Here is a 24442-nt window from a genome sequence, read left to right as displayed (position 1 = left end):
CGGCCCGCCAGCGTGCCGTCGCAGTGCGGCGAGGGCCTGCGGCGCGCTGATAGACTGACGCGCTCGCCATTCCCGGGAACCCCATGACGCCTGCGTCCACGCCCACCACGCGATCGCCTTGGCCGGTGTGGCTGGGACTGCTGCTCGCCGCGTTCGCAGGGCTGTCCTGGTGGTGGGCGGCGGGGCGGCCGGTCGAGCTGCCCAACGCGCCCTCGGCGCGCATCGCCTGCGTGTCCTACGCGCCCTACCGCCACGAGGGACAGACGCCATACGACCCGGCCACCTTCATCTCGCGGCAGCAGATCGACGCCGATCTCAAGGCGCTGTCGCGCCGCTTCGACTGCGTGCGCACCTATTCGCAGGGGCAGGGGCTGGATGCCGTGCCGGCGATCGCCGGACGCTACGGCATGAAGGTGTTGATGGGCGTGTGGATCGGTCGCGACGCGGCCGCGAACGCGCGCGAGATCGCGCTGGCCGCGGCCACCGCGCGGGCGCATCCACAGGTGCTGCGCGGCGTGGTCGTGGGCAACGAGGTGTTGCTGCGCGGCGAGCAGTCGCCCGCGGCGCTGGCCGGCTACCTGCGCCAGGCGCGCGCGGTGCTGCCGCCGACGGTGCCGATCACCTATGCCGACGTGTGGGAGTTCTGGCTGCGCCATCCGAAACTGGCCGCCTCGGTCGACTACGTCACCGTGCACGTGCTGCCGTACTGGGAGGATGATCCGGTGCCGCCCGGGCGTGCCGTGCAGCACGTGGCCGACGTCTATGCGCGGGTGCGCGCGGCGTTTCCCGACAAGCCGGTGATGATCGGCGAGACCGGCTGGCCCAGCGCGGGAAGGCCGCGCCAGGGCGCCACCGCGAGCGTGGTGAACGAGGCGCGCTATCTGCGGGAATTCCTACGCTACGCCGCCACCGTGCAGATGCCCTACAACGTGATCGAGGCCTTCGACCAGGGCTGGAAGCGCGCGCAGGAGGGCACGGTAGGTGGCTACTGGGGCATCTTCGATGCGCAGGCGCAGCCGAAATTTCCCATGCAGGGCCCGGTGACCGAAGTGCCACGCTGGTGGCTGGGTTGGCTCGCCGCGGCACTGGGTGGCGCGCTGTTTGTTCTGCTCGGGCGACCAAGCGGCGCCCGTGCCGCCGCCGCACTGGTATTGGCCGGCATCGCCAGCGGCGCGGCGCTGGCGTGGCAGGTGCGGCAAATGCTCTACGCCTGCGGGCCGTGGTGGGAATGGCTGCTCAGCGGTGCCGCCTGCGCGGCCGCGCTGGTCACCGCGCTGGTGCTTGCGCGGGCGCTGGGGGCGGCGATGCAACGCGTCGAAGTGGCACCGCCGTCGCGCTCGTGGCGCTTTGCCTGGCTGTTCGCGCTGGCCTATTACGGTTTGCTGCTGGTGTTCGACGGACGCTACCGCGATTTCCCGCTGGGCCTGTTCGCGCTGCCCGCTGTGGGCTATGCGCTGGTGGCGCTGGCCGGGATCGGCATGGCCGGCGCACGGCGGCGCGAGGATGTGTTTCTCGCCGTGGCGATTATCCTGCTCGCCGCGCTGGTGCTGGTGCAGGAGCTGGGCAAGAACCCGGTGGCGTGGCTATGGCTGGGGCTGAGCGTGCTGCTCGGCGCGGCCGCGCTGCTCCCGCCGCGCCGCGTCGCGCACCAGCAGCACGGCGCCGGCCAGTAGCGCCAGTGCACCGGATTGGTAGCAGTACAGCTCCAGCGCGACCGCGCCGAGCGCCGCAGCCAGCCAAGCCGTCCACAGCCGCTGGCGCAGCCAGGCGAGTGCGGTGGCGGCGAGCGCGAGGTAGCCGAAGCTGTTGTTGAGGAAGCCCTCGACCACCCGCGTGCGCAACGCACACCAGGCGGGCGGGTCGATCGCCGCGGCACAGCGTTCGGCCAGGGCCGGAGGCTCCACCAGCTGGTAGCGCAGCCAAGCCGCCAGCGCGCCGGCGAGCAGTACGCCGGCCCACGCCAGTACCAGCGCGCCAGGGCGCCGCTCGCTCATCGACGGCGCACCTTGTGCAGGCGCGGCGCCACGCGCGCCGGCATGCGGATTTCGGCGGCCAGCGGCAGGTGGTCGGAGAACGCCTGGGGCAGCGTCCACACCTTGTCCAGCTGGATATCGGCCGAGGTGAGGATGTGGTCCAGCGCGCGTCGCGGTTTCCAGCTGGGGAAGGTCGGCGTGGGCTGATCCGGCGGCTGCAGGCGGCATTTGGCGAACAGGTGGCGCATCTCGCTGCTGTGCGCCTCGGTGTTGAGGTCGCCCATCAGCACGGCATGCGGAAAATCCGCCAGCACCTCGCCGATGAAGGCCAGCTGCTTGGCGCGCGCCGGTGCGCTGAGTGAAAGGTGGGCGATCATCACCGCCAGTGCGTCGTCGCCCTCGCCGAAACGCGCCAGCATCGCGCCGCGCCCGGGGATGCGGCTGGGCAGCGGGTAATCGAGAACGCTGTGCGGTTCCAGGCGGCTGATCAGGCCGTTGGCCGAGTGCGCCAGCCGCGCCATCGGCCGGTTCGGCTGGTGGCTCCAGAACGGCATGCCCGCGGTTTCGGCGAGGTAGCGCGTCTGGTTGAGAAAGCCCGAACGCAGGCTGCCGGCATCGGCCTCCTGCAGGCCGACCACGTCGAACTGCGGCAGCAGTTCGGCGAGGCGGTCGAGGTTGTCCATCTTGCTGCGCCCGGGCAGCACGCCGTGCAGGCTGCGCGTGACGTACTCGTGGTAGCGCTGCACGCTGCCGCCGGCCAGGATGTTGCAGCTGAGCAACCGCAGGCGGCGCTCGGGAACGTTGGCAGGTGCGGGGGCGGCGCGGCTCATGGGCTCAGGCGGCAAAGGAGCGGAAACAGGTGCGCCAAGCATGCCGTGCGGCGCGTGAACGCCGCGACAGCCGCGCTTGCCGCTGCCCCGGCCGGCCTTATTTGCCGGCCAGCTCGCGCTTGGCCAGCCACTGGGTCATCGCGGAGAGCTGGTCGAACGTGTGCACTTCGCCGCTGCGGTACTTGCCGTCCACCACGATCGTCGGCGTGCCGGTGACGCCCCACTTCTGGATCAGCGCCAGGTCGCTCTTCATCTGCGCGGTGACCGCGTCCGAGGTGGCGATGCGCATGAACTCGGCGCGATCCACGCCCTGGCGGGCGTAGAAATCGGCCAGCTCGTCGAGCGTGTTGAGCGGATAGTTCTGCTCGAACTTCTCCTTGAACAGTTCCAGGTGCGTGCGGTCGACCACGCCGAGCTTCTTCGCCGCGTAGTAGGCGCGGGCGAACGGCAGCCACTCGGCGCTGAACGGTGCCGGCACCAGCTTGAACACCACGCCCTTGGGCAGCGCAGCGCGCAGCTTCTCGGCGATGGGCGCGAAATGCGAGCAGTGGATGCAGCCGTAGGAGAACACCTCGACCACTTCCACCTTGCCTTCGGCGCTGTAGCGCTGAGCCGGGCCGGGCAGGGCTACGTAATCGGTGCCCTCGGTATACGGCGCGGTCGCATCGTTGCCGGTGCCGGCGGTGCATGCGGTGGCAAGCAGGAGTCCGCCGAGCAGGGCGAACAGGCGCAGGCGGGAGAGGTGCTTCAGCATGGATCGACTCCGGAGCGGATAGGGGCGAAAAGGCAAGACCGCGGCAGGCGGCAAAGGTGCCGCCGGTGTCGCTTACTTGCCGGCGGCTTCCTTGGCCGCAAGGTACTTGGCGAGCTCCACCATCTGCGCATAGCCGCCGGCGCTGGGGCCATCGAAGCGGTACTTGCCATCGATCACGATCGTCGGCGTGCCTTCTACGCCATAGGCCTTCACCAGCTGGTCGGCGCGCTTGACCTGCGTGTTGATGCTGAAGGAGTTGGCGACCGCCACGAACTCCTTCGGATCGACGCCGAACTTGGCGTAGACCTTGGCCGCGTCATCGATCTTGGGCAGGTCGGACATCGGCTTCAGGCCCTGGCCGTCGGCGCGCTCGGAGCTCAGCTCCTTGCTCTTCCACACCGCGTCATACATCGCGTCGTTGGCCTTCTCGGCCACGCCCAGCGCCTGCGCGGTGAGGTAGGCGCGCTGGAACATCGGGAAGTTCTCCTGCGGAATGAACGACACCGGCAGGTAGGACATCTGCGCGTAGGAGGGCAGGCTCGCGGCCAGTTTGCCCACCAGCGGGTGGAAGGCATTGCACGAGGGGCAGGCGTAGGAAAACACCTCGGTCACCTCGACCTTGTCGGTGTTGGACACCTTCGGCTGCGCCGGCTCGATGCGGAAGTAGTTCTTGCCCTCGACCCACTTCGGGTCTTCGACGAAGGCAGGCGCATCGGTGGGCGCCGCTGCCGCAGCCGTGGTGGCCGCGGTCGCCGGCGTGGCGGCCGTCGATGCCGGTGCCGTGTTGGTGGTCGCTGCAGCGGCCGTGCCGGCGGTGGCCGGTGTGGCGGCCGGTGCCTGCGCGGGCGCACTGGCGGTGGACGAGGGAGCGGAAGCGGTCGGCGCCGGGCTGTTGCTGTCGTGGCTGCACGCGGTGAGGGCGAGCAGGGCGAAACACAGGATCGGCAGGCGCTTCAGCATGGGAATGTCCTTGGGGAGTCGGCGGCGTCAGATACAGACGCACAGGGTAAAACGACAACGCCGACCCGGAGGTCGGCGTGTGGGTCGATCAGGGTGCCGCGGTAGCGGTGTCGCCGCTGTCGGCCGAGTGCAGGCCCTCGATGTAGCTGGCCAGTGCGGTGATGTCCTTGGCGTCGAGCTTCTTGGCGATCGCCGGCATGATCTGCGCGTGGGCGTCGTCGCCCCACACCGTGCCGTCGTGCCATGACTTCAGCGTGGCCTCCACGTATTGCGCGTGCTGACCGGCGAGTTGCGGATAGATCGCACCGGGATTGCCGCGGCCATCGGTGAGGTGACAGGCCATGCAGGCCGGAATGCCGCGCTCCACGTCGCCCTCGCGGTAGAGCTTCTGGCCGTGCTCGACCAGCGCCTCGTCGGCGACGCCCGGACGCGACACCTTGGTGGCGAAGTAGGCGCCGATGTCGTGCATGTCCTGCTCGGACAGCGGGGAGGCCATGCCGAGCATGATTGGGTTCTGCCGCTTGGCGGCCTTGAAGTTGGTCAGCTGGCGGGCGATGTACGACTCGTGCTGGCCGGCGAGCTTCGGATACTGCGGGTCGGCCGAGTTACCGTCGATGCCGTGGCAGGCGCCGCACACAGCGGCCTTGCCCTGGCCGGCGGTGGCGTCACCGGGCTTGACCGCGGCGGTCGCCGCTTCGGCGGGCGCTGCTGCCGCAGGCGCTGCTGCGCTGCCGGCCGCTGCCGGCGCCGCGCTGGAAGCAGCGGCGGGCTTGGCGTTCTGGGCCATCACCGCGCCGGCGGACAGCGCGAAGGTGAGGGCGACAGCCGCCCCAAGCACAGCGTGCCGAAAATCGGCGGGCCGAAAACTCATACACTTGTCTCCTGAAAGACTGCAGATACTGCCGTGAAGCCGCCGCGCGGCTTGCCTTGGGCAGAAACCGCAGAATTATCGCCGTGCCACCCTGACCGGTCAAACCATTCCCATGTCTTCCAATCCGCTCCAGGGCGCGCAGTTCGTGCTTGCTGCCCATCGCATCAGCCAGCTGCCCGCCGATCAGGGAGCGGAGGTGGCGTTTGCCGGCCGCTCCAACGCCGGCAAGTCCAGTGCGTTGAATGCGCTTACCGGCCATCGTGGTCTGGCGCGCACCTCCAAGACGCCCGGGCGCACCCAGCAGATGGTGGCGTTTTCGCTGCCCCCGTTGCCGCCGGTGGCGGGCGAGGCGCCGTTCGATGCGCGCCTGATCGACCTGCCCGGCTACGGCTACGCCAAGGTCCCGGAGGACCTGCGCGCGCACTGGAAGACCGAGATCGACGCCTATCTGCACCAGCGCCGTAGCCTGCGCGGCGTGGTACTGATCGCGGACATCCGTCATCCGCTGAAGGAATTCGACCGGATGATGCTGGACTTCTGCTTCGCCACCGCACTGCCGTGCCATCTGCTGCTGACCAAGGCCGACAAGCTCTCGCGCAGCCAGGCGATGCAGACAGTGGCGGCGATGCGCCGGCAGTTCGTCAACGAAGGGCGCCAAGCCACCGTGCAGGGGTTTTCCTCCAGCGCGCCCACCGGCGTCGACGAGGCGCGCGCACGCGTACTCGAGCTGCTGCGGCAACCGCGCGCTGGCTGATTCGCAAGAATCCTTGCGACACTATGCCGCTGCGCGGTTGCGGGTGATCAGGCGGCCTCGACCGTCCGCATGAACACGGCGCACAGCGCCTCCATGCCGGCGCGGTCCTCGTCGTCGAAGCGACCGGTGAGCGGGCTGTCCACGTCCCAAACGCCGAGCAGGCTTCCGTCCGCCTTTACCAGCGGCACCACGATCTCGGAGTTGGAGGCGGCATCGCAGGCGATGTGACCGTCGAACGCGTGCACGTCAACCACCAGTTGGGTCTGCCGCGTCTGCGCCGCCGTGCCGCACACGCCGCGACCCAGCGCGATGCGGATACACGCCGGCTTGCCCTGGAACGGGCCCACCACCAGCTCGGTGCCGTCGTAGAAGTAGAAGCCGGCCCAGTTGAGGTCCGGCAGGCTGTGGAACAGCAGCGCGCTGAAGTTGGCGGCGTTGGCGATCAGGTCGGGCTCGCCGGCCATGAGTCCGCGTGCCTGTTCAAGTAGTTCCAGGTAATGCTCGCGCTTGCTGGTCGGCGCGTGGGTGGAGAGTTCGAACATGCGTGGGCGTCCGGGGGCAAAGTGCTTATTATGCGCCGCGCCGTCCGAAGGAGCCTCCGATGCCATCGTTCGTCTTTTCTCCAGGGAACCGCAGCTGATGCGTCCGGCCGTGTTCATTGCCGGCACCGATACCGGCATCGGCAAGACCCATGCCTCGTGCGCGCTGCTGCACGCGCTGCGCGCGGCAGGGCGCGATGCGGTGGGCATGAAACCGGTGGCCAGCGGCTGCGAGGAGACGCCCGAGGGCTTGCGCAACGAGGATGCGCTGGCCCTGCAGGCCGCCGGCCCGGCCGGCGTGGCCTACGCGGCGATCAACCCGGTCAGCCTGCGCGCGCCGCTGTCGCCTCACCTGGCAGCTGCGCGCGGCGGCGTGACGGTGACGCTGCCGCTGCTCACCGAGGCATTTGAGCGGCTGCGCGCGCGCCATGCGCCGGTGGTGGTGGAGGGCGTCGGCGGCTGGCTGGTGCCGCTGGGCCCCGGATTGATGGCCCCGGCGCTGGCGCAGGCGTGGGAGCTGCCGGTGATCCTGGTGGTCGGCCTGCGGCTGGGCTGCCTCAACCACGCGCTGCTCAGCGCGCGCGCGATCGCGGCGGACGGCTGCCGGCTGCTGGGCTGGATCGGCAATCGCATCGACCCGGCGATGGCGGCCGTGGAGGAAAATCTGACCACCTTGCGCGAGCTGCTGCCGGGCCAGTGCTTGGGCGTGCTGCCGCACGGCGAGCCGCCGCAGCATGCCGCGCGTCATCTCGGCGCCGCAGTCGAGGCGCTGGGTTGAGCCGTCGTGCTGACCTTCACGCGCCGTGCCGGCCATCGATGCTCTGATCCGCGCCGTTGATATTCCCCACGGAGAGGCCCATGCCGCAACGCAACCACTACTACCTCGGCATCGATGACCTTGCGCAGGCGCGTGGCCCGATCGCGTCGCTGCGCTACGACGGCGCCGGCCCGAACGACTTCGCCGCCGCGCTCACCGAGGCGATGCGCAGCCCGCAACTGTTCGAACACTGGCGCGCGTTGCAGGAGGAACCGGACGAGGTCGACCCGGCGCTCGGCGTCACCGATGCGGCCGCCGAGGCGCGCGCCTCGGTGGATGACATGCAGCGCGTGGACGTCGACCTGGTCACGTCGCTGCCGATGAGCGTGGTGCGCCACCGGCTGAATCTGCTGATCGGCAAGCACTGGAGCCTGCGCGACATGCGCGCCGCCTGAGCGCGTCGATGGCGCGCTGCGGCTTGGAAGCGGGGGCCTCGAATCGTTAGAGTCGCGGGCTTGCCGTATCCAAGCGCCCGGTGGTCGGGCGCGCCTCCAAGGGAACCCGCATGCTCCGACTCCGTACTCTCGTGATCGCCACCTCGATCGCCCTGGCCGCCTGCTCGCAGCAGGCCAGTGACGACGCTGCCAAGTCAGCCGCAGCACCGGCGAGCAGCGCGCCGGCCCCGGCTCCGGCCGGTAGCGTGGCGGGTGTCGCCTTCAATGCTGCCAACCCGTTCGCCCAGGCCAGCACGCTGGATTTCCAGGCGCCGCCGTTTGACAAGATCACCGACGCCGATTACCAGCCGGCGATCGAAGAGGGCATGCGCCAGCACCTGGCGGAGATCGAGAAGATCGCCGACAACCCGGAGCCGGCCACCTTCGACAACACCTTCGTGGCGATGGAGAAATCCGGTGCACTGCTCAACCGGGTGATGGCGGTGTTCAACGGCGTCACCGGCGCCAACACCGACGACACGCTGCAGAAGGTGCAGGAGGACGAGGCGCCGAAGCTCGCCGCGCACGAAGATGCGATCTATCTCAACAGCAAGCTGTTTGCGCGGGTCGAGTCGGTCTACAACCAGCGCGCCTCGCTCAAGCTCGATCCTGAGTCGCTGCGCCTGGTCGAGGTGGTCTATCGCGACTTCGTGCACCACGGCGCCAAGCTGTCCGACGCCGACAAGGCCAAGCTGAAGGACCTCAACAAAGAGGAGTCGACCCTCAGCACCAAGTTCACCAACACTCTGCTCGCCGCCACCAAGGACGGCGCGCTGGTGGTGGACGACAAGGCCAAGCTGGCCGGCCTCCCCGACGGAAACATTGCCGCCGCGGCGGCCGCGGCTAAGGAGCGCAAGCTCGACGGCAAGTACGTCGTCAGCCTGCAGAACACCACGCAGCAGCCGGCCCTGCAGGGGCTGGATGACCGCGCCACCCGCGAAGCGTTGTTCAAGGCATCGTGGAACCGCGCCGAGAAGGGCGACGCCAACGACACCCGCGCGACCATCGAGCGCATCGCGCAGATTCGTGCCGAGCAGGCCAAGCTGCTGGGTTTCCCCAACTACGCGGCATGGAAGCTGGAAGACCAGATGGCTAAGACGCCGACCGCGGCGATCAAATTCATGCAGGACCTGGTACCTGCGGCCACCGCCCGCGCCGCGCGCGAGGCGAAGGACATCCAGGACGTGATCGACGCCCAGAAGGGCGGCTTCAAGGTCGCGGCCTGGGACTGGCAGCACTACGCCGAACAGGTGCGCAAGGCCAAGTACGACCTGGACGAGAACCAGATCAAGCCGTACTTCGAGCTGGACAACGTGCTGCAGAACGGCGTGTTCTACGCCGCCAACCAGCTCTACGGGCTGACCTTCAAGGAGCGCAAGGACCTGCCGGTGTACCAGCCGGATGTGCGCGTGTTCGAGGTGTTCGACAAGGACGGCAAGTCGCTGGCGCTGTTCTACTGCGACTACTTCAAGCGCGACAACAAGGGTGGCGGCGCGTGGATGGACAACTTCGTCGGTCAGTCCAAGCTGCTGGGCACCAAGCCGGTGGTCTACAACGTCGCCAACTTCACCAAGCCGGTGGCGGGTCAGCCGGCGTTGCTGTCCTTCGACGACGTGATCACGATGTTCCACGAGTTCGGCCACGCCCTGCACGGCATGTTCGCCGACGAGCAGTACCCGACGCTCTCCGGCACGGCTACCGCGCGTGACTTCGTCGAGTTTCCCTCGCAGTTCAACGAACACTGGGCGACCGATCCGAAGGTGTTCGCCCACTACGCGAAGAACTACAAAACCGGCGAGGCGATGCCGCAGGCGCTGGTGGACAAGCTCAAGAAGGCGACCAGCTTCAACAAGGGCTATGACATGACCGAGCTGGTCTCTGCGGCGTTGCTGGACATGGGCTGGCACACGCTGGGTGCCGACGCGCCCAAGCAGGATGCCGATGCGTTCGAGGCCAAGACGCTCAAGGACGACAAGATCGACCTCAGCTACGTGCCGCCGCGCTACCGCTCCAGCTACTTCCAGCACATCTGGGGCAACGGCTATGCCGCCGGCTACTACGCCTACCTGTGGACCGAGATGCTGGCCGACGACGGCTTCGAGTGGTTCAAGGAACACGGCGGCCTGACCCGTGCCAACGGCGACCGCTTCCGCGCCATGGTGCTCTCGCGCGGCAACACCGAGGACCTGGAGAAGATGTACGAAACCTGGCGCGGCAAGGCGCCCAGCGTCGAGCCGATGCTGATCGACCGCGGCCTCAAGGAAGCGCCGAAGGGCAAATAGGCGCCGCGTGTGCATCAACGAAAAAGGCCGGCGAAAGCCGGCCCTTTTCTTATCTATGCCGCCCCTTGTAGGAGTCCGCTCGCGAGCGATGCTCTTGGCTTCGATGTGGATCAGGAGCGAAAGCATCGCCCGCGAGCGGGCTCCTACGACAACCGGTCAGTAGGCGAACTCGCGGAACACCGGATCGACGCTGCCGCCCCAGGCGCTGTGGAACAGCTCGAGCTTGCGTTCGGCCGGAGTCAGGTTCGCCTCGACGATCTCGATCAGCGGCTGCAGGAAGATGCTCTCGTCGGCGCCGCCGTCGTTGGTGCAGGCGCGGCGCTTGAGGCCGTGCGTGGCGATCTTCAGCGCCTCGCGCGCCAGGTCGCGCACCGTGCCGCCGCGGAACGGCAGCTTCAGCGCGTGCTTGGGCACGCCGTCGCGCAGCGCGTGGCGCTCGGCCATGGAGAAATCCTTGACCAGGTCCCACGCCGCATCCAGCGCTTCGTCGTCGTACAGCAGGCCGACCCACAGCGCCGGCAGTGCGCACAGGCGACCCCACGGGCCACCGTCGGCACCGCGCATTTCCAGGTACTGCTTCAGCCGCACTTCGGGGAAGGCGGTGGTGAGGTGGTCGGCCCAGTCCTTCATGGTGGCCTTCGTGCCTGGAATGGCCGCCAGCTCGCCGGCCATGAAGCGCTTGAAGTCCTGGCCGGCCAGGTCGATGTACCTGCCGCCCTGGTAGCTGAAGTACATCGGCACGTCGAGGATGTAGTCGACGTAGCGCTCGTAGCCGAAGCTGTCGGCGAACACGAAATCGAGCATGCCGGTGCGGTCGGCATCGGTGTCGGTCCACACCTGGGAGCGGAAGGACTGGTAGCCGTTGGGTTGGCCGTCGGTGAACGGCGAATCGGCGAACAGCGCCGTGGCGATCGGCTGCAGGGCCAGACTGGTGCGGAACTTCTTCACCATGTCCGCTTCGGAAGAGAAATCCAGGTTCACCTGCACGGTGCAGGTGCGAGTCATCATGTCCAGGCCGAGCGAGCCGACCTTGGGCATGTACTCGCGCATGATTTTGTAACGGCCCTTGGGCATCCACGGCATCTCGTCGCGACGCCACTTCGGCTGGAAGCCCATGCCGAGGAAGCCCAGCCCCAGGCCTTCGGCTATCGAGCGCACCTCGGCCAAGTGTGCATTCACTTCGCGGCAGGTCTCGTGGATGGTCGCCAGCGGCGCGCCGGACAACTCCAGCTGGCCGGCCGGCTCCAGCGTGATCGAGGCCTTGTCGCGCGCCAGCGCCACCGGCAGCTCGCCCTCGCGGGCGATCTCCCAGCCGTAGCGCGCGGCCAACTGTTCCAACAACACGCGGATGCCGCGCTCGCCCTCATAGGTCGGCGGGCGCAGATCGTCGGTGCGAAAGCCGAATTTCTCGTGCTCGGTGCCGATACGCCACGCCTCGCGCGGCTTCTCGCCGGCCGCAAGGTAGTCGACGAGCTGCTGGCGACCCGCGATCGGGGTGCTCTTGACGGCACTGGGGATGGACACGGTGCAAGCCTTTGCGGTGGAAACGGCGGTTATGGGGACGGCGCGCGGCGGCCCAAGGGGTGCGCGAAAAATAATTGTACGCGAGAGTTCAGAAGCGACGCACATGCCGCGACGCCTCGCCGCCACGGCCGGTGGCGGGCAGTAGGTGCGGCCTGGTATCGCAGCGACGCCCAAGAAAAAGCCGGCCAGCGGCCGGCTCTTTCTGTATCACCTTGGCGCTCGGGATCAGCGCTTCATCGAGTTGAAGAACTCGTCGTTGGACTTGGTGCTCTTCATCTTGTCCAGCATGAACTCCATCGCGGCCAACTCGTCCATCGGGTGCAGCAGTTTGCGCAGGATCCAGATCTTGGCCAGCAGGTCCGGGTCGATCAGCAGGTCCTCGCGGCGGGTGCCGGAGCGGTTGATGTCGATGGCCGGATAGACGCGCTTCTCGGAGATGCGGCGGGACAGGTGCACTTCCATGTTGCCGGTGCCCTTGAACTCCTCGTAGATCACTTCGTCCATCTTGCTGCCGGTATCGGTCAGCGCGGTGGCGATGATGGTCAAGCTGCCACCTTCCTCGACGTTGCGCGCGGCGCCGAAGAAGCGCTTCGGGCGCTGCAGCGCGTTGGCGTCGACGCCGCCGGTGAGCACCTTGCCGGAGCTGGGCACCACAGTGTTGTAAGCGCGGGCCAGGCGAGTGATCGAATCGAGCAGGATCACCACGTCCTTCTTGTGCTCGACCAGGCGCTTGGCCCGCTCGATCACCATTTCGGCCACCTGCACGTGGCGCACCGCCGGTTCGTCGAAGGTGGAGCTGATGACCTCGGCGCGCACGGTGCGGGCGATCTCGGTCACTTCCTCCGGGCGCTCGTCGATCAGCAGCATGATCAGGTGCGCGTCGGGGTGGTTGTAGGTGATCGCCTGGGCGATGTTCTGCAGCATCATCGTCTTGCCCGACTTGGGCTGGGAGACGATCAGACCACGCTGGCCGCGGCCGATCGGCGCGATCAGGTCCAGGATGCGGCCGGTGATGTCCTCGCTCGAGCCGTTGCCGCGCTCGAGCTTGAACGCCTTGCGCGGAAACAGCGGCGTGAGGTTCTCGAACAGCATCTTGTTCTTCGACGCTTCCGGCGGATCGCCGTTGATGTCGTCGACGCGCAGCATGGCGAAGTAGCGCTCGCCTTCCTTCGGGTGGCGCACGCGCCCGGTGATGTAGTCGCCGGTGCGCAGGTTGAACCGGCGGATCTGGCTGGGGCTGACGTAGATGTCGTCCGGGCCGGCCAGGTAGCTCTCGTCGGCCGAGCGCAGGAAGCCGAAACCGTCCTGCAGGATCTCCAGCACGCCCTCGGCCCAGATGCCGCCGCCGGAGCGGGCGTGCGCCTTTAGCACGTTGAAGATCACGTCCTGCTTGCGCTGGCGCGCCACGCCTTCCTGGATACCCAGCGACTCGGCGTAGGCGAGCAGCTGCGGCGCCTTCATGCGCTTGAGTTCGGTGAGGTTGATCAGGCGGTCGTTGCTGCCGACGTCGCCGGTCTCGTCGTCATCCATCGGCAGCCCGTTCGGGTTGCGCTGGCCGCCGCCACCACCGCCCTGGTTGCCGCGCTGGCCACGCTCGTGCCGACGGCGGCGACCGCGATCGTTGCGGTCATTGCGATCGTTGCGGCGGGGCTCGCCGTTGCCGCCGCCCTGGCCGCCCTGATTCTGGACCCCCTGGTTCTGGCCGCCCTGACCGCCCTGGTTGCCATTCTGCGGTGCCGGACTGCCGCCGCCCGTCTGGCCGCCGGAGGAATTGCCCTCGCGGGCTTCGGGGGCGGGACGGCTGTTGCCGTCCGTGGACGGGGTGGGGCGCTCGGCCGGCGCGCGCTCATTGCCGCGGTCCACCGGCAGGCTGCCCTGCTCGGGTGCCGGCGCGGCGCGGGGCGCTTCGCTCGGGGCCGGAGCCACCGCCGCAGGCTTGTCCGCCTTGGCGGCGGACTTGCGTGGCGCGCGCTGGCGCGTTTCGCCCGCAGGCCGGGACTCGGCGCTCGATGCGTCGTTGGGTTCTTTGCTTTCGATATCGGACACGGGCAAACCTCGTGGGGGCGCCGTTGGTACAGGAGGGAGGAAGGACACGTTGCGCAGAACGCGCGGCGGAACAGGACTGTTCCGAACAGGGGAGGAATCTAGCACCCGCCACGCGGCGCCGTAAAGCGCGGCAGCGGGTGCCGGGGCGCGTCAGAGCGCCTTGTCGATCATCTGGGTCAGCTGACCCTTGCCGACGGCACCGATCTGGGTCGCCTCGACCTTGCCGTTCTTGAACATCATCAGCGTCGGGATGCCACGTACGCCGTAGGTGCGCGGGGTCTGCTGGTTCTGGTCGATATTGATCTTGACCACGCGCAGCTTGCCCTCGTACTGCTTGGCCAGCTCGTCCAGCACAGGCGCGATGGCCTTGCACGGGCCGCACCATTCGGCCCAGAAGTCGAGCAGTACGGGGGTATCGGACTTCAGCACTTCCTGCTCGAAGGCCGCGTCGCTTACGTGGGTAATGAGGTCGCTCACCGGGGTTCTCCGAGGGTAGGCGGTGGGATGGGGGCGACCGCGCGGACGGCATCGGCTACACTGCGGTGCCCATGAAACGCGGGTCGTACCGGACTTGGGGAAGCGCGATCGCCGTTGCGGCGCCCGTGCATTCCAGCCTAACTCGGGGCGCGATTCAAGCGATTCAAGGGGCCGGCCAGCTAGTGGTTCCGTTGACATAGGCAAGGCTTCTGCGCAGTGGTGTTCCTGCCAACCGCCTTGCCTATGCCAGCGGAACCGCCGGTTCGGGCCGTTCCACCCCGGCGCCCGTCACGGCTGTCGGCTGCCGCGCCAAGCCCTCGGGGCGGGGCGGCGCCCACGCCACTCCCTAGCGCCGCATCACCCACCTGTCCCAAGGCCACCCGGCGGCGGGACCGGGCGAGCCGCCTTGCGCCGCCCGCAGCGAAACTGGCCTCCCATGTCCGAAACCGTTCTCACCGATACCTTCTTTGCCAACTTCGACCTGCACCCGCTGCTCAAGCAGGGTCTGGACGATGCCGGCTTCACCCGTTGCACACCGATCCAGGAGCTGACCCTGCCGATCGCGCTGGCCGGCCGCGATGTCGCCGGCCAGGCGCAGACCGGCACGGGCAAGACCTGCGCCTTCCTGGTCGCCATGATGAACCGCCTGCTGACCCAGCCGGCGGCCGCCGACCGCAAGGACTCGGACCCGCGCGCACTGGTGATCGCGCCGACCCGCGAGCTGGCGATCCAGATCGACAAGGATGCCCAGTCGATCGGCCGCCACACCGGCCTGCGCACCGCGTTGATCTATGGCGGCGTCGACTACGACAAACAGCGCCAGCAGCTCAAGGACGGCTGCGACATCATCATCGCCACGCCCGGCCGTCTGCTCGACTACTACAAGCAGAACGTGTTCGGCCTGAACAGCGTCGAGGTGATGGTGATCGACGAGGCGGACCGCATGTTCGATCTCGGCTTCATCAAGGATGTGCGCTTCATCTTCCGCCGCCTGCCGGCGCGCGAACAGCGCCAGGTGCTGCTGTTCTCGGCGACGCTGAGCCACCGCGTGCTGGAGTTGGCCTACGAGCACATGCACGAAGCCGAGAAGCTGGTGGTGGAGACCGACAACGTCACCGCCGACCGCGTGCGCCAGGTCGTCTACTTCCCGGCCAAGGAAGAAAAGATGCCGTTGCTGCTGAATCTGCTCGAACGCACGCAGGCCGAGCGCAGCATCATCTTCGTCAATACCAAAGCCGCCGCCGAGCGCATCACCGACCGGCTCAAGCGCCAGGGCTACCGCGTGGGCGCGCTGTCCGGCGACGTGCCGCAGCTGAAGCGCCAGAAGCTGCTGCAGCGGTTCCAGGAAGGCCAGCTTGACATGCTGGTGTGCACCGACGTGGCCGCCCGCGGCCTGCATATTCCCGCGGTCAGCCACGTCTTCAATTACGACCTGCCGCAGGACGCCGAGGACTACGTGCACCGCATCGGCCGCACCGCGCGACTGGGCGCCGAGGGCGACGCGATCAGCTTCGCCTGCGACCTCTACGCGATGAGCCTGCCGGAGATCGAGGCGTATATCGGGCAGAAGATCCCGGTCGCTTCGGTCGATCCGGAGATGCTGGTGATGCCCAAGCCCAAGGCGATCGATGCGCAGTTCGCCGCCGATGCCGCGGCTGACAGCGCCGCCTTCGGCGACCGCGTCGAGCCGCGCGAGGGCGACAAGGGTGCGCGTGGCAGCCGCAGCCGCAGCGGCGACGGCAAGCGCGAAGGGCGTGGTCCACGTCCGCCGCGTTCGGCCGAGGCGCGCCCGCCACGCGCCGCCGTCGCCGAGGCGGCCGTGGCTGCAGTGGTCGAGGCCGCCGTGTCGAATTCGGCCACCGCGCCGGACGGCACTCCCACCGACGCCAGCGGCGCGCCACGCAAGCGCCGCCGCCGTGGCGGTCGCGGCCGCAACCGCCGCGACGGCGAAGCGGCTTCGGCCGAAGCGGGTGCCGCGGCGACCAGCCGGCCGGCGGCCGAGAACAATGCCCCGCGCGGCGAGCGTCGTCCCCCGCGCGAGCGCCGTGCGGGCAACGAGGCGGCTGCGGGCCGGCCGTCGCGCCAGGTAGCGGTGCAGTCGGGCGTGCCGGCCGAGGCGTCGGTGCCGAAAAAGCCCGGCTTCTTCCGGCGCCTGACGCGGCTTTTCACCGGACGCTGAGCGCTTGCCGACGGTGAGCCTCCGCGCGCGGCGCAGGGGCTCACCTGGCTGCGTGCATCCCGTATCCTTGCCGCTGGTTGGGACGGCAAGGTCGGGGAACGCGGTGATCCGCTTTGATCAGGTAAGCAAGCGCTATGACGGGGGCCACGAGGCGATCTCGCAGCTGTCGTTCGAAGTGGGCGATGGCGAGATGGCCTTCGTCACCGGCCATTCCGGGGCCGGCAAGAGCACGCTGCTCAAGCTGCTGGCGCTGATTGAGCGACCCTCGCACGGGCAGATCCATCTAGATCACCTCAACCTGGCGAAGGTCGGTCGGCGCGGCATTCCCGGTTTGCGCCGGCGCATCGGCATGGTGTTCCAGGATCATCGGCTGCTGATGGACCGCAGCGTGTTCGCCAACGTCGAGCTGCCGCTGGTGATCGGCGCGTTGGCCCCGGCCGAACGCGCCAAGCGCGTGCGCGCGGCGCTGGAGAAGGTCGGTCTGCTTGCCTACGAACGGCAGTTGCCGGACACCTTGTCCACCGGCGAGCAGCAGCGCGTGGGCATCGCTCGCGCCATCGTGGCGCGGCCGAGCCTGCTGATCGCCGACGAACCCACCGGCAACCTCGACCCGCAGCTGGCGGTGGAAATCATGGGCCTGTTCGCCGAGTTCCAGCAGGTCGGTACCACCGTGCTGGTGGCCAGTCACGACCTGCCGCTGATCAAGCGCATGCGCAAGCGGGTGATCGTGCTCGATCACGGCCGCCTGGTGGCCGATGTGGCCGCGCAGGAGGTGCTGTGAGCACGCGTCCCGAGCAACCGGTCGCCGACGATGCCGCCGGCCAGCGCGGCAGCCGCCGCAGCGAATCGCGCCGCGTCGCCAGCTGGAGCGAGCACCATCGCTGGAGCGCGGCGGCCAGCCTGCGCCGCCTGCTGGCGCGCCCGTTCGGCACCTTGATGACGGTGGCCGTGATCGGCCTGGCGCTGGCGCTGCCGCTGGCGTTCTACCTGCTGCTCGGCAACGTGCAGCGCATGGGCGATGCGCTGGGCCAGCGGCAGGCGATCAGCGTGTTCCTGCAGCCGGGCCAGAGTGCGCCGGCGGCCCAGCTCATGGCGACCAGCCTACGCGAACGCGCCGACGTGGCCGCGGTGACGGTGAAGACCCCGCAGCAGGGCATGGACGAGCTGGCCACGATGCAGGGCTTCAGCGGCGCGGTGCATGCGCTGGACGACAACCCGCTGCCCTACGTGCTCGACGTGCAGCCGAAGGACGCGCTCAATGCTGCCGCCGTGCAGGATCTGGTCACCCAGCTGCGCGATCTGCGCGGGGTGGACATGGTGCAGGACAGTGGCACCTGGCGGCAGCGGCTGGACGCATTGCTCGGCCTGGGCAACCGCATCGTGGCGGTGCTGGCGCTGTTGCTTTCGCTGGCCGCCCTGCTGGTGGTCGGCAACACGGTGCGGGTGGACATCGCCAGCCGGGTCGAGGAGATCGGCGTGCTGATGCTGATTGGCGCCAGCGGTCCGTTCGTGCGCCGGCCCTATCTCTATGCGGGTATCTGGTACGGCCTGTTTGGTGGTGTGCTGGCCTCGCTGCTGGCGGTGGCGATCGAGCTGTCGCTGGTGGCGCCGGTGGAGCAGCTCAACGCGGCCTATGCCGGACAGCTCGAACTCGGCGCCTTGCCGTTGTGGCTGTTGCTGGCTACGCCGCTGGCGGCCGCGGTGCTCGGCTGGCTGGGCGCGCGGCTGGTAAGTGCATGGCAGCTGCGGCGGGCGACAGTCTGATGCGCCGCATCCATGCATTGGTGATGGTGATCGCAGGCACGGTGGCATGCGACGTTGCAAGATCGACGATTCCGGCGGAATGCCTGGAATCGGGGTGGGAGAGGAAGTGATCGACGTGCGGACCTTGGCGGCAGCCGCCATGTGGGAAGTGAAACGATGAGCGGCGGCAGCATCAGCGGCCGCAGCGTGGATGAGTCGCCGCGCGTGCTCGTGGTCGATGGCTCCAAGGTGGTGCGTCAGTTGATCACGCGTGTGCTGGCCAGCGACCTGCCGGCGGCCGAGGTGGTGGGCTGCGCGACCGGCGAAGAGGCGCAGCGCGAGCTGCAGGCCGGTGCGTTCGATTTCATCACCGTGGCGCTGCGCCTGCCCGACATGGATGGGCTGGAGCTGGCGCGCTACGTGCGCGAGTCCGCGCCCCAGGCCTACGTGCCGATCGTGGTGGTGTCCGGCGACGTGGACGATCGCCTGCACCGGCGCACGCTGGGCGAGCACGTCACCGACTATTTCGACAAGTCGCTGGGCTTTCCGGCGCTGGGCGCGTTCATTCGCGGCTACGTCAGCCCGCAGGAAACCGCCTCCGGCACGGTGCTCTACGTCGAGGACAGCCGGGTGGTGGCGCTGGCGACCCGCCGCATGATGGAAAAGATCGGCCTCACCGTGCGCCACGTGGTGAGCGTGGAGGATGCCCTGGCCCTGCTGGAGGCGGACCGCGAACTCGGCTGGGTCGGCGCCGACGTGGTGCTCACCGACGTCAGCCTGAAGGGCGAGCTGACCGGCGGTGATCTGCTCGAACGCATCCGTACCGAATTCGGCTACAGCAAGGGGCGGCTGCCGGTGCTGGTGATGACCGGCGACGAAAACCCGGCCAACCAGGCGGCCCTGCTCAAGGCGGGTGCCAACGACCTGGTCGAGAAGCCGGTGGAAGAGCACCTGCTGATCACCAAGCTGCTGTTCCAGCTGCGCGTGTCGCAGCACCTGCGCTCGCTCAAGCAGACACCGCCGGCATGAGCGGCGAGCGCGTTCGACTGGAGCCGGGCTGGAAGGCTCGCATCGGCGACTATCTCGAGCGCCCGGAGATGCGCGCCCTGGCCGACTTCCTGCGCACAGAGAAGCGAGCAGGCAAGGAAACCTACCCGCCGGGGCCGGAGATCTTCGCCGCCTTCGATCACACCCCATTTGAGGCGGTGCGCGTGGTGATCCTCGGCCAGGACCCGTATCACGGGCCGGGCCAGGCGCATGGCTTGTGCTTTTCGGTGCGCCCGGGCGTGCCGGTGCCGCCCTCGCTGGACAATATCTTCAAGGAAATCACCCGCGACCTGGGGATTCCCCGGCCCGACCACGGCTGCCTCACGCCTTGGGCCGATCGCGGCGTGCTGCTGCTCAACGCGGTGCTGACCGTGGAGCGCGGGCAGGCCGGCTCGCATCAGGGCAAGGGCTGGGAGGGCTTCACCGATGCGGCGATCGAGGCGCTCAACCGCGAGCGAGAGGGCATCGTGTTCCTGCTCTGGGGCAGCTACGCCCAGCGCAAGGGCCGACTGATCGACATCCGGCGCCACCATGTGCTCACCGCGGTACATCCCTCCCCGCTATCCGCCCACCGTGGCTTCATCGGTTGCGGGCACTTCTCCGCCGCCAACGCTTGGCTGCAGCGGGAAGGGCAGGCGCCGATCGACTGGTCGCTGCCGCCGCGCGCGGCGCTGGCGGGGTGAAGCGGCTTCACGGCGGGTGAATGTCCGCTGCGGAGAATGGTGAGTCTTTCCCATCCGACTGGACTTCCTGTTGGCTTTTCTGTACCATTTGGTTCAATAAGTCGACGCGGCGACCTTCTTTGCCGCGCCGGAACTTTGTGTCGGCTTTAGCACTCCAAGTACCCGAGTGCTAAGCTGCTCCCCATTCAGGAGGTTCCGCCCATGTCCCAGGCCTTGGTCACCGCCAACATTCCGGTACCCAGCCTCGTTGGTAGTCTGGATGCCTATATCTCGGCGGTGCACCGCATTCCGGTGCTCAGCCAGGAAGAAGAGCAGGCGCTGTCGCGCCGCTACCTCGAAGACAACGATCTGTCGTCGGCCAAGAAGCTGGTGATGTCGCACCTGCGCTTCGTGGTCCACGTGGCCCGCGGCTACTCCGGCTACGGCCTGCAGCTCGGCGACCTGATCCAGGAAGGCAACATCGGCCTGATGAAGGCGGTGAAGCGCTTCGATCCGGATCAGGGCGTGCGCTTGGTTAGTTTTGCCGTGCACTGGATCCGCGCCGAGATGCACGAGTTCATCCTCAAGAACTGGCGCATCGTGAAGGTCGCCACCACCAAGGCGCAGCGCAAGCTTTTCTTCAACCTGCGCAAGAGCAAGAAGCGCTTGGGCTGGATGAACTCCGAGGAAGTGCGCACGGTGGCGAAGGATCTGGGCGTGCCGGAAGCGACCGTTCGCGAGATGGAGTCGCGCCTGTCCGGCCGAGATGTAGGCTTCGAGGCGCCCACCGACGCCGACGAGGACGCCAAGCCGGCGCCGGCCGCGTTCCTGGTGGACGACGGTGCCGATCCGTACGACTCGGTGTCCGACGCCGACCAGAGCGACAACCAGCTGGAAACGCTTTCGGCCGCACTGCAGAAGCTGGACGACCGCTCGCGCGACATCATCCAGCGTCGCTGGCTCAACGACGACAAGGCCACGCTGCAGGATCTGGCCGACGAGTACGGTGTATCCGCCGAGCGCATCCGCCAGGTCGAGGCCAACGCGATGAAGAAGATGCGCGGGTTGTTCGCCGCCGCGGCGTGATCGCCGGCCACAACGCGCAACGCAAGACGGCCCCGCGAGGGGCCGTTTTCGTTGGTGCTTGCGGCTAGATGGATATCGTTAAAGCTTGGCGGCCAGCAGCTTTTCCAGCTTCAGCTGGTCGGCGGCGAACTTGCGGATGCCGTCGGCCAGCTTGTCGGTGGCCATCGCGTCCTCGTTGTGACCCCAACGGAAGGCCGGCTCGCTGATCGGTTCCGGACGCGGCGCGCGGGCGCCGGCGTCTTCCAGCGCGCGCGGCAGCGGGTCGCTGCTGGCATCGAGTTTTTCCAGCAGGTCCGGGCTGATCGTGAGGCGGTCGCAGCCGGCCAGCGCACGGATCTGCCCCGCATTGCGGAAGCTTGCGCCCATCACCACCGTCTCGAAGCCGTGGCGCTTGTACCAGTCGTAGATGCGCCGCACCGATTGCACGCCCGGATCCTGCTCGGGCTCGAACGACTTGGCGTCGGTGTTGGCCACGTACCAGTCCATGATGCGGCCGACGAACGGCGAAATCAGGTAGACGCCTGCCTCGGCACAGGCCACCGCCTGCTCGAACGAGAACAGCAGCGTGAGATTGCACTGGATGTCGCGTCGCTCCAGCTGCTCGGCGGCGCGGATGCCGGCCCAGGTGGAGGCGATCTTGATCAGGATGCGGTCGCGCTTCACGCCGGCGTCCTCGTACAGCCCGATCAGGCGCTCGGCCTTGGCGATGGTGGCGTCGGTGTCGAACGAAAGCCGCGCATCGACCTCGGTGGACACGCGCCCGGGCACCAGGTCGAGGATCTTACGGCCGACCGCGACGGCGAGATGGTCACCCGCATCGGTGATCTGCTGCGCGTGGCTCTGGCTGCGGGATTTCGCCCACCTCACCGCCTCGTCCAGCAGCGGCGCGTAGCCGGTGATCCCGGCGGCCTTCAGCAGCAGCGACGGATTGGTGGTGGCATCGACCGGCTTGTAGCGGGCGATCGCTTCGATGTCGCCGGTATCGGCGACCACGGTGGTGTACTGGCGAAGTTGTTCGAGCTGCGATGCCATCGGGACCTCCTGAACGTCAGCCGCCAAGTATACGAGGCGGGGGTAGCGATCCCGTGAGCGCAGCGCTTTAGTAGAGATCGATCGGATCCACGTCGAGTGACCACCGCACACGCCGCGCGGCGGGCAGCTTGCTCAGAGCACGCTGCCACGGCCGCGCCACGGCATGCAGCTGGGCGCGGCTGGCGGCCTCAATCAGCAACTGGCCGCGATGGCGCCCCGCGCGCAGCGCCATCGGCGCGGCCATCGGCCCGGCCAGTTGCAGCGCGTGATCGTCCGGCAGCGCAGCGGCAGCGGCCGCAAGGAAGGCGTCCACGGCGATGCGTTCGTGCGCATCGGCGCGCAGCAGGATCTGGTGGCTGTAGGGCGGCAGCGCCGCCTGCTCGCGCTCGGCCAGCAGGCTGACGGCCGCCGCGCCATAGCCCTTGGCGAGCAGGGTGTGCAACAGTGGATGGTCAGGATGATGAGTCTGCAACAGCACCCGCCCGGGCTTGGCCGCGCGTCCGGCGCGACCGGCCACCTGCACCACCAGCTGCGCCAGCCGCTCGGCGGCGCGGAAGTCGATGCTGTGCAGGCCCTCGTCCACCCCCACGATGGCGACCAGGGTGAGATTGGGCAGGTCGTGGCCCTTGGCCAGCATCTGGGTGCCGACCAGGATCGCGGGTCCATCCGCGCGCAGGCCGTCGATCAGGTGCTCGAACGCGTCGCGGCGGCGGGTCGTCTCGCGATCGATGCGCAGCACTGGCACGTCGGGAAACAGCGCGGTGAGCGCTTCCTCCAGCCGTTCTGTGCCCTGGCCCTGCGGCCACAGCGCACCGGCGCCGCAGGCCGGACAGGCCGCCGGCACCTTGCTGCGGTAGTCGCAGTGATGACAGCGCAGCTGGCGCTGCCCCGCGTGCAGGGTGAGGGGGCGCTCGCAGCGCGGACAATCGGCATGCCAGCCGCAGGCGTGACACAGCAGCACCGGCGCGTAGCCGCGACGGTTGCGGAACACCAGCACCTGCTCGCCGCGCGCCACTGTCTCGCGCGCCGCCGCCTGCAGCGCAGGCGACAGGCCGTGATCCAGGTGCTGCGAACGTACGTCGACGATCTGCACCTGCGGCGGATGGACGGCCGCCGGGCGCGCGCGCAGGGTCAGCGGGCGGTAACGCCCGGCCGCCACGTTTGCCAGCGACTCCAGCGACGGCGTGGCGCTGCCCAGCACGATCGGCACGCCCAGCGCGCGGGCGCGAACCAGGGCGAGGTCGCGGGCTTGGTAGCGGAAGCCTTCCTGCTGCTTGTAGGCCGCGTCGTGCTCCTCATCGACCACGATCAATCCGGCCTGCGGCAGCGGCGTGAACACCGCCGAGCGGGTGCCCAGGATCACCTTTGCCTCTCCGCTGCGCGCGCGCAGCCAGGCGCGTGCGCGCTCCCCCTCGGCCAGGCTGGAGTGCAGCACTTCCACCGCCACGCCCAGGCGCTCGCGCAGCCGGCGCAGGGTCTGCGGTGCCAGGCCGATCTCCGGCACCAGCAGCAGGCTTTGCCGTCCCTCGGCCAGCGCCTGCTCGATCAGCGCCAGGTACACCTCGGTCTTGCCGCTGCCCGTTACGCCGTCCAGCAGAAACGGTTGGAACCGGTGGCGTTCGGCCGCAATTGCGGCCACGGCTTGTTGCTGCTCGTCACTAAGCGGCAACGGCGCACCCGCGGGCGTGGTGACGGCCGCGGCGGTATGGCGCTCGATCAGGCCAGCGGGGGCGAGGCGGCGGGCGGCGGCACGCCACGACGGCAGTTGCTCGCCCAGCACGTCGGCGCGCTGCGGGCCCGGCGCCAACAACTGCAGCAATTGCTGGCTGGCGCCGCGGCGGCTGCCGGCATCCAGCGCGCTGCGACCGGCGGCGGTGAGTTGCCAGTACTCGTCACGGGTATCCGGCCACGGCCGCGGCTCGCGCAAGGCCAGCGGCAACGCATTGGCGTAGGCCTCGCCCGGAGCCGCGAGCCAGTAGTCGGCGGCCCAGGCCAGCGTCTGCATCAACTCGGTATCCAGCAACGGGGCCGGGTCGAGTACCTCGGTGACCGCTTTGAGCCGGTCACCGGCCACACTCGCGCTGGCGGCCGGGTCGACCACGATCCCCACCTTGCTGCCGCGTCCGAACGGCACTCGCACGCGACTGCCCGCCTGCCAGCGGCCCTCGGCGGGCGGCAGGTAGTCGAACAGGGTGGGTAGGGGCACCGGCAGGGCGACGCGGACGACGGTGGGCATGGTTACCTCATGGGCAGACCAGTGTAACGGGCTACACGCCACGTCCTGCCGGGGTCGCTCCGCCGCATCTTCCCGTCGCTCCCGCGGCGCCGCGAGCCTTTGCACTTTCTTGCTGCGCCGGACTCTAGAAAAAGGGGGTAAGTGGCGCCTCCCCGGCCCTTTTTGCGCTTATCCACAGTCGCTGTGGATAACTCTG

At 68.6% G+C, this 24442-nt stretch carries 22 protein-coding genes; 11 read left to right on the top strand and 11 right to left on the bottom strand.

Annotated elements, in window-relative coordinates:
• Window positions 1-83 precede the first annotated feature (83 nt).
• Window positions 84-1673 carry a glycoside hydrolase family 17 protein gene (locus tag ACTHJF_RS15985; protein ID WP_440267981.1) on the top strand — a complete coding sequence of 530 codons (1590 nt, stop codon included), beginning with the start codon at window positions 84-86 and terminating at the stop codon, window positions 1671-1673.
• Here the strand turns inward: ACTHJF_RS15985 and ACTHJF_RS15980 are convergent.
• The 5 genes from ACTHJF_RS15980 to ACTHJF_RS15960 form a co-directional block, all read right to left on the bottom strand.
• The gene (locus tag ACTHJF_RS15980) at window positions 1584-1994 is read right to left on the bottom strand and encodes a hypothetical protein (RefSeq protein ID WP_440267980.1); all 411 of its coding nucleotides are present in this window, start codon (window positions 1992-1994) and stop codon (window positions 1584-1586) included. The genes ACTHJF_RS15985 and ACTHJF_RS15980 overlap by 90 nt on opposite strands.
• The gene (locus ACTHJF_RS15975; RefSeq protein WP_440267979.1) at window positions 1991-2803 is read right to left on the bottom strand and encodes an endonuclease/exonuclease/phosphatase family protein; all 813 of its coding nucleotides are present in this window, start codon (window positions 2801-2803) and stop codon (window positions 1991-1993) included. Before ACTHJF_RS15975 ends, ACTHJF_RS15980 begins: the two co-directional genes overlap by 4 nt.
• 97 nt (window positions 2804-2900) lie before the next feature.
• The gene (locus ACTHJF_RS15970) at window positions 2901-3557 is read right to left on the bottom strand and encodes a thiol:disulfide interchange protein DsbA/DsbL (protein WP_440267978.1); all 657 of its coding nucleotides are present in this window, start codon (window positions 3555-3557) and stop codon (window positions 2901-2903) included.
• 72 nt (window positions 3558-3629) lie between these two features.
• Window positions 3630-4517: a thiol:disulfide interchange protein DsbA/DsbL gene (locus ACTHJF_RS15965; protein WP_440267977.1), complete on the bottom strand. Its 888-nt coding sequence runs from the start codon at window positions 4515-4517 to the stop codon at window positions 3630-3632.
• Between the two features lie 88 nt (window positions 4518-4605).
• Window positions 4606-5388, bottom strand: a complete 783-nt coding sequence (locus tag ACTHJF_RS15960; protein ID WP_440260689.1) for a c-type cytochrome — start codon at window positions 5386-5388, stop codon at window positions 4606-4608.
• A 112-nt stretch (window positions 5389-5500) separates the two neighbouring features.
• Between ACTHJF_RS15960 and yihA the strand changes: the two genes are divergently transcribed.
• Entirely contained in the window at window positions 5501-6142 is a 642-nt protein-coding gene (yihA, locus tag ACTHJF_RS15955; RefSeq protein ID WP_440267976.1) for a ribosome biogenesis GTP-binding protein YihA/YsxC, read from the top strand.
• A gap of 47 nt (window positions 6143-6189) precedes the next feature.
• Here yihA and ACTHJF_RS15950 read toward each other — a convergent pair whose 3' ends face one another.
• Complete coding sequence (locus ACTHJF_RS15950; protein ID WP_440267975.1) at window positions 6190-6684, bottom strand: GAF domain-containing protein; 495 nt, start codon at window positions 6682-6684, stop codon at window positions 6190-6192.
• 97 nt (window positions 6685-6781) lie between these two features.
• Between ACTHJF_RS15950 and bioD the strand changes: the two genes are divergently transcribed.
• From bioD to dcp, 3 genes are all read left to right on the top strand, one after another.
• Complete coding sequence (gene bioD, locus ACTHJF_RS15945) at window positions 6782-7459, top strand: dethiobiotin synthase (RefSeq protein WP_440267974.1); 678 nt, start codon at window positions 6782-6784, stop codon at window positions 7457-7459.
• A gap of 80 nt (window positions 7460-7539) precedes the next feature.
• On the top strand, window positions 7540-7893 hold the full coding sequence (locus ACTHJF_RS15940) for a hypothetical protein (protein WP_440267973.1): 354 nt from the start codon (window positions 7540-7542) through the stop codon (window positions 7891-7893).
• A 110-nt stretch (window positions 7894-8003) separates the two neighbouring features.
• Window positions 8004-10214: a peptidyl-dipeptidase Dcp gene (gene dcp, locus ACTHJF_RS15935; protein ID WP_440267972.1), complete on the top strand. Its 2211-nt coding sequence runs from the start codon at window positions 8004-8006 to the stop codon at window positions 10212-10214.
• Window positions 10215-10370: 156 nt separating this feature from the next.
• On the opposite strand, the gene ACTHJF_RS15930 is transcribed toward dcp, so the two are convergent.
• From ACTHJF_RS15930 to trxA, 3 genes are all read right to left on the bottom strand, one after another.
• Window positions 10371-11738: a glutamate--cysteine ligase gene (locus tag ACTHJF_RS15930; RefSeq protein ID WP_440267971.1), complete on the bottom strand. Its 1368-nt coding sequence runs from the start codon at window positions 11736-11738 to the stop codon at window positions 10371-10373.
• Window positions 11739-11963: 225 nt separating this feature from the next.
• Complete coding sequence (rho, locus tag ACTHJF_RS15925; protein WP_440267970.1) at window positions 11964-13784, bottom strand: transcription termination factor Rho; 1821 nt, start codon at window positions 13782-13784, stop codon at window positions 11964-11966.
• Window positions 13785-13934: 150 nt separating this feature from the next.
• Window positions 13935-14261, bottom strand: coding sequence for a thioredoxin TrxA (trxA, locus tag ACTHJF_RS15920; RefSeq protein WP_404629885.1), 327 nt, complete (start codon window positions 14259-14261; stop codon window positions 13935-13937).
• A 436-nt stretch (window positions 14262-14697) separates the two neighbouring features.
• Between trxA and ACTHJF_RS15915 the strand changes: the two genes are divergently transcribed.
• From ACTHJF_RS15915 to rpoH, 6 genes are all read left to right on the top strand, one after another.
• Entirely contained in the window at window positions 14698-16440 is a 1743-nt protein-coding gene (locus ACTHJF_RS15915; RefSeq protein WP_440267969.1) for a DEAD/DEAH box helicase, read from the top strand.
• Window positions 16441-16543: 103 nt separating this feature from the next.
• Window positions 16544-17221 carry a cell division ATP-binding protein FtsE gene (locus ACTHJF_RS15910; RefSeq protein ID WP_440254395.1) on the top strand — a complete coding sequence of 226 codons (678 nt, stop codon included), beginning with the start codon at window positions 16544-16546 and terminating at the stop codon, window positions 17219-17221.
• Complete coding sequence (gene ftsX / locus ACTHJF_RS15905) at window positions 17218-18204, top strand: permease-like cell division protein FtsX (RefSeq protein ID WP_440267968.1); 987 nt, start codon at window positions 17218-17220, stop codon at window positions 18202-18204. The genes ACTHJF_RS15910 and ftsX overlap by 4 nt, the downstream gene beginning before the upstream one ends.
• 156 nt (window positions 18205-18360) lie before the next feature.
• On the top strand, window positions 18361-19212 hold the full coding sequence (locus ACTHJF_RS15900) for a response regulator (RefSeq protein ID WP_440267967.1): 852 nt from the start codon (window positions 18361-18363) through the stop codon (window positions 19210-19212).
• Window positions 19209-19913 carry a uracil-DNA glycosylase gene (ung, locus tag ACTHJF_RS15895; protein WP_440267966.1) on the top strand — a complete coding sequence of 235 codons (705 nt, stop codon included), beginning with the start codon at window positions 19209-19211 and terminating at the stop codon, window positions 19911-19913. The genes ACTHJF_RS15900 and ung overlap by 4 nt, the downstream gene beginning before the upstream one ends.
• Window positions 19914-20114: 201 nt before the next feature.
• Entirely contained in the window at window positions 20115-20978 is an 864-nt protein-coding gene (rpoH, locus tag ACTHJF_RS15890) for an RNA polymerase sigma factor RpoH (RefSeq protein ID WP_440267965.1), read from the top strand.
• A 78-nt stretch (window positions 20979-21056) separates the two neighbouring features.
• Here the strand turns inward: rpoH and tal are convergent, their stop codons facing one another.
• Window positions 21057-22010, bottom strand: a complete 954-nt coding sequence (tal, locus tag ACTHJF_RS15885) for a transaldolase (protein WP_440267964.1) — start codon at window positions 22008-22010, stop codon at window positions 21057-21059.
• Window positions 22011-22077: 67 nt separating this feature from the next.
• Window positions 22078-24246, bottom strand: coding sequence for a primosomal protein N' (locus ACTHJF_RS15880; protein ID WP_440267963.1), 2169 nt, complete (start codon window positions 24244-24246; stop codon window positions 22078-22080).
• Window positions 24247-24442 lie beyond the last annotated feature (196 nt).

Source organism: Dyella sp. (genome assembly GCF_051962475.1).
GTDB lineage: Bacteria > Pseudomonadota > Gammaproteobacteria > Xanthomonadales > Rhodanobacteraceae > Dyella_A.
This window is presented reverse-complemented; position numbering and strand designations above follow the sequence as displayed.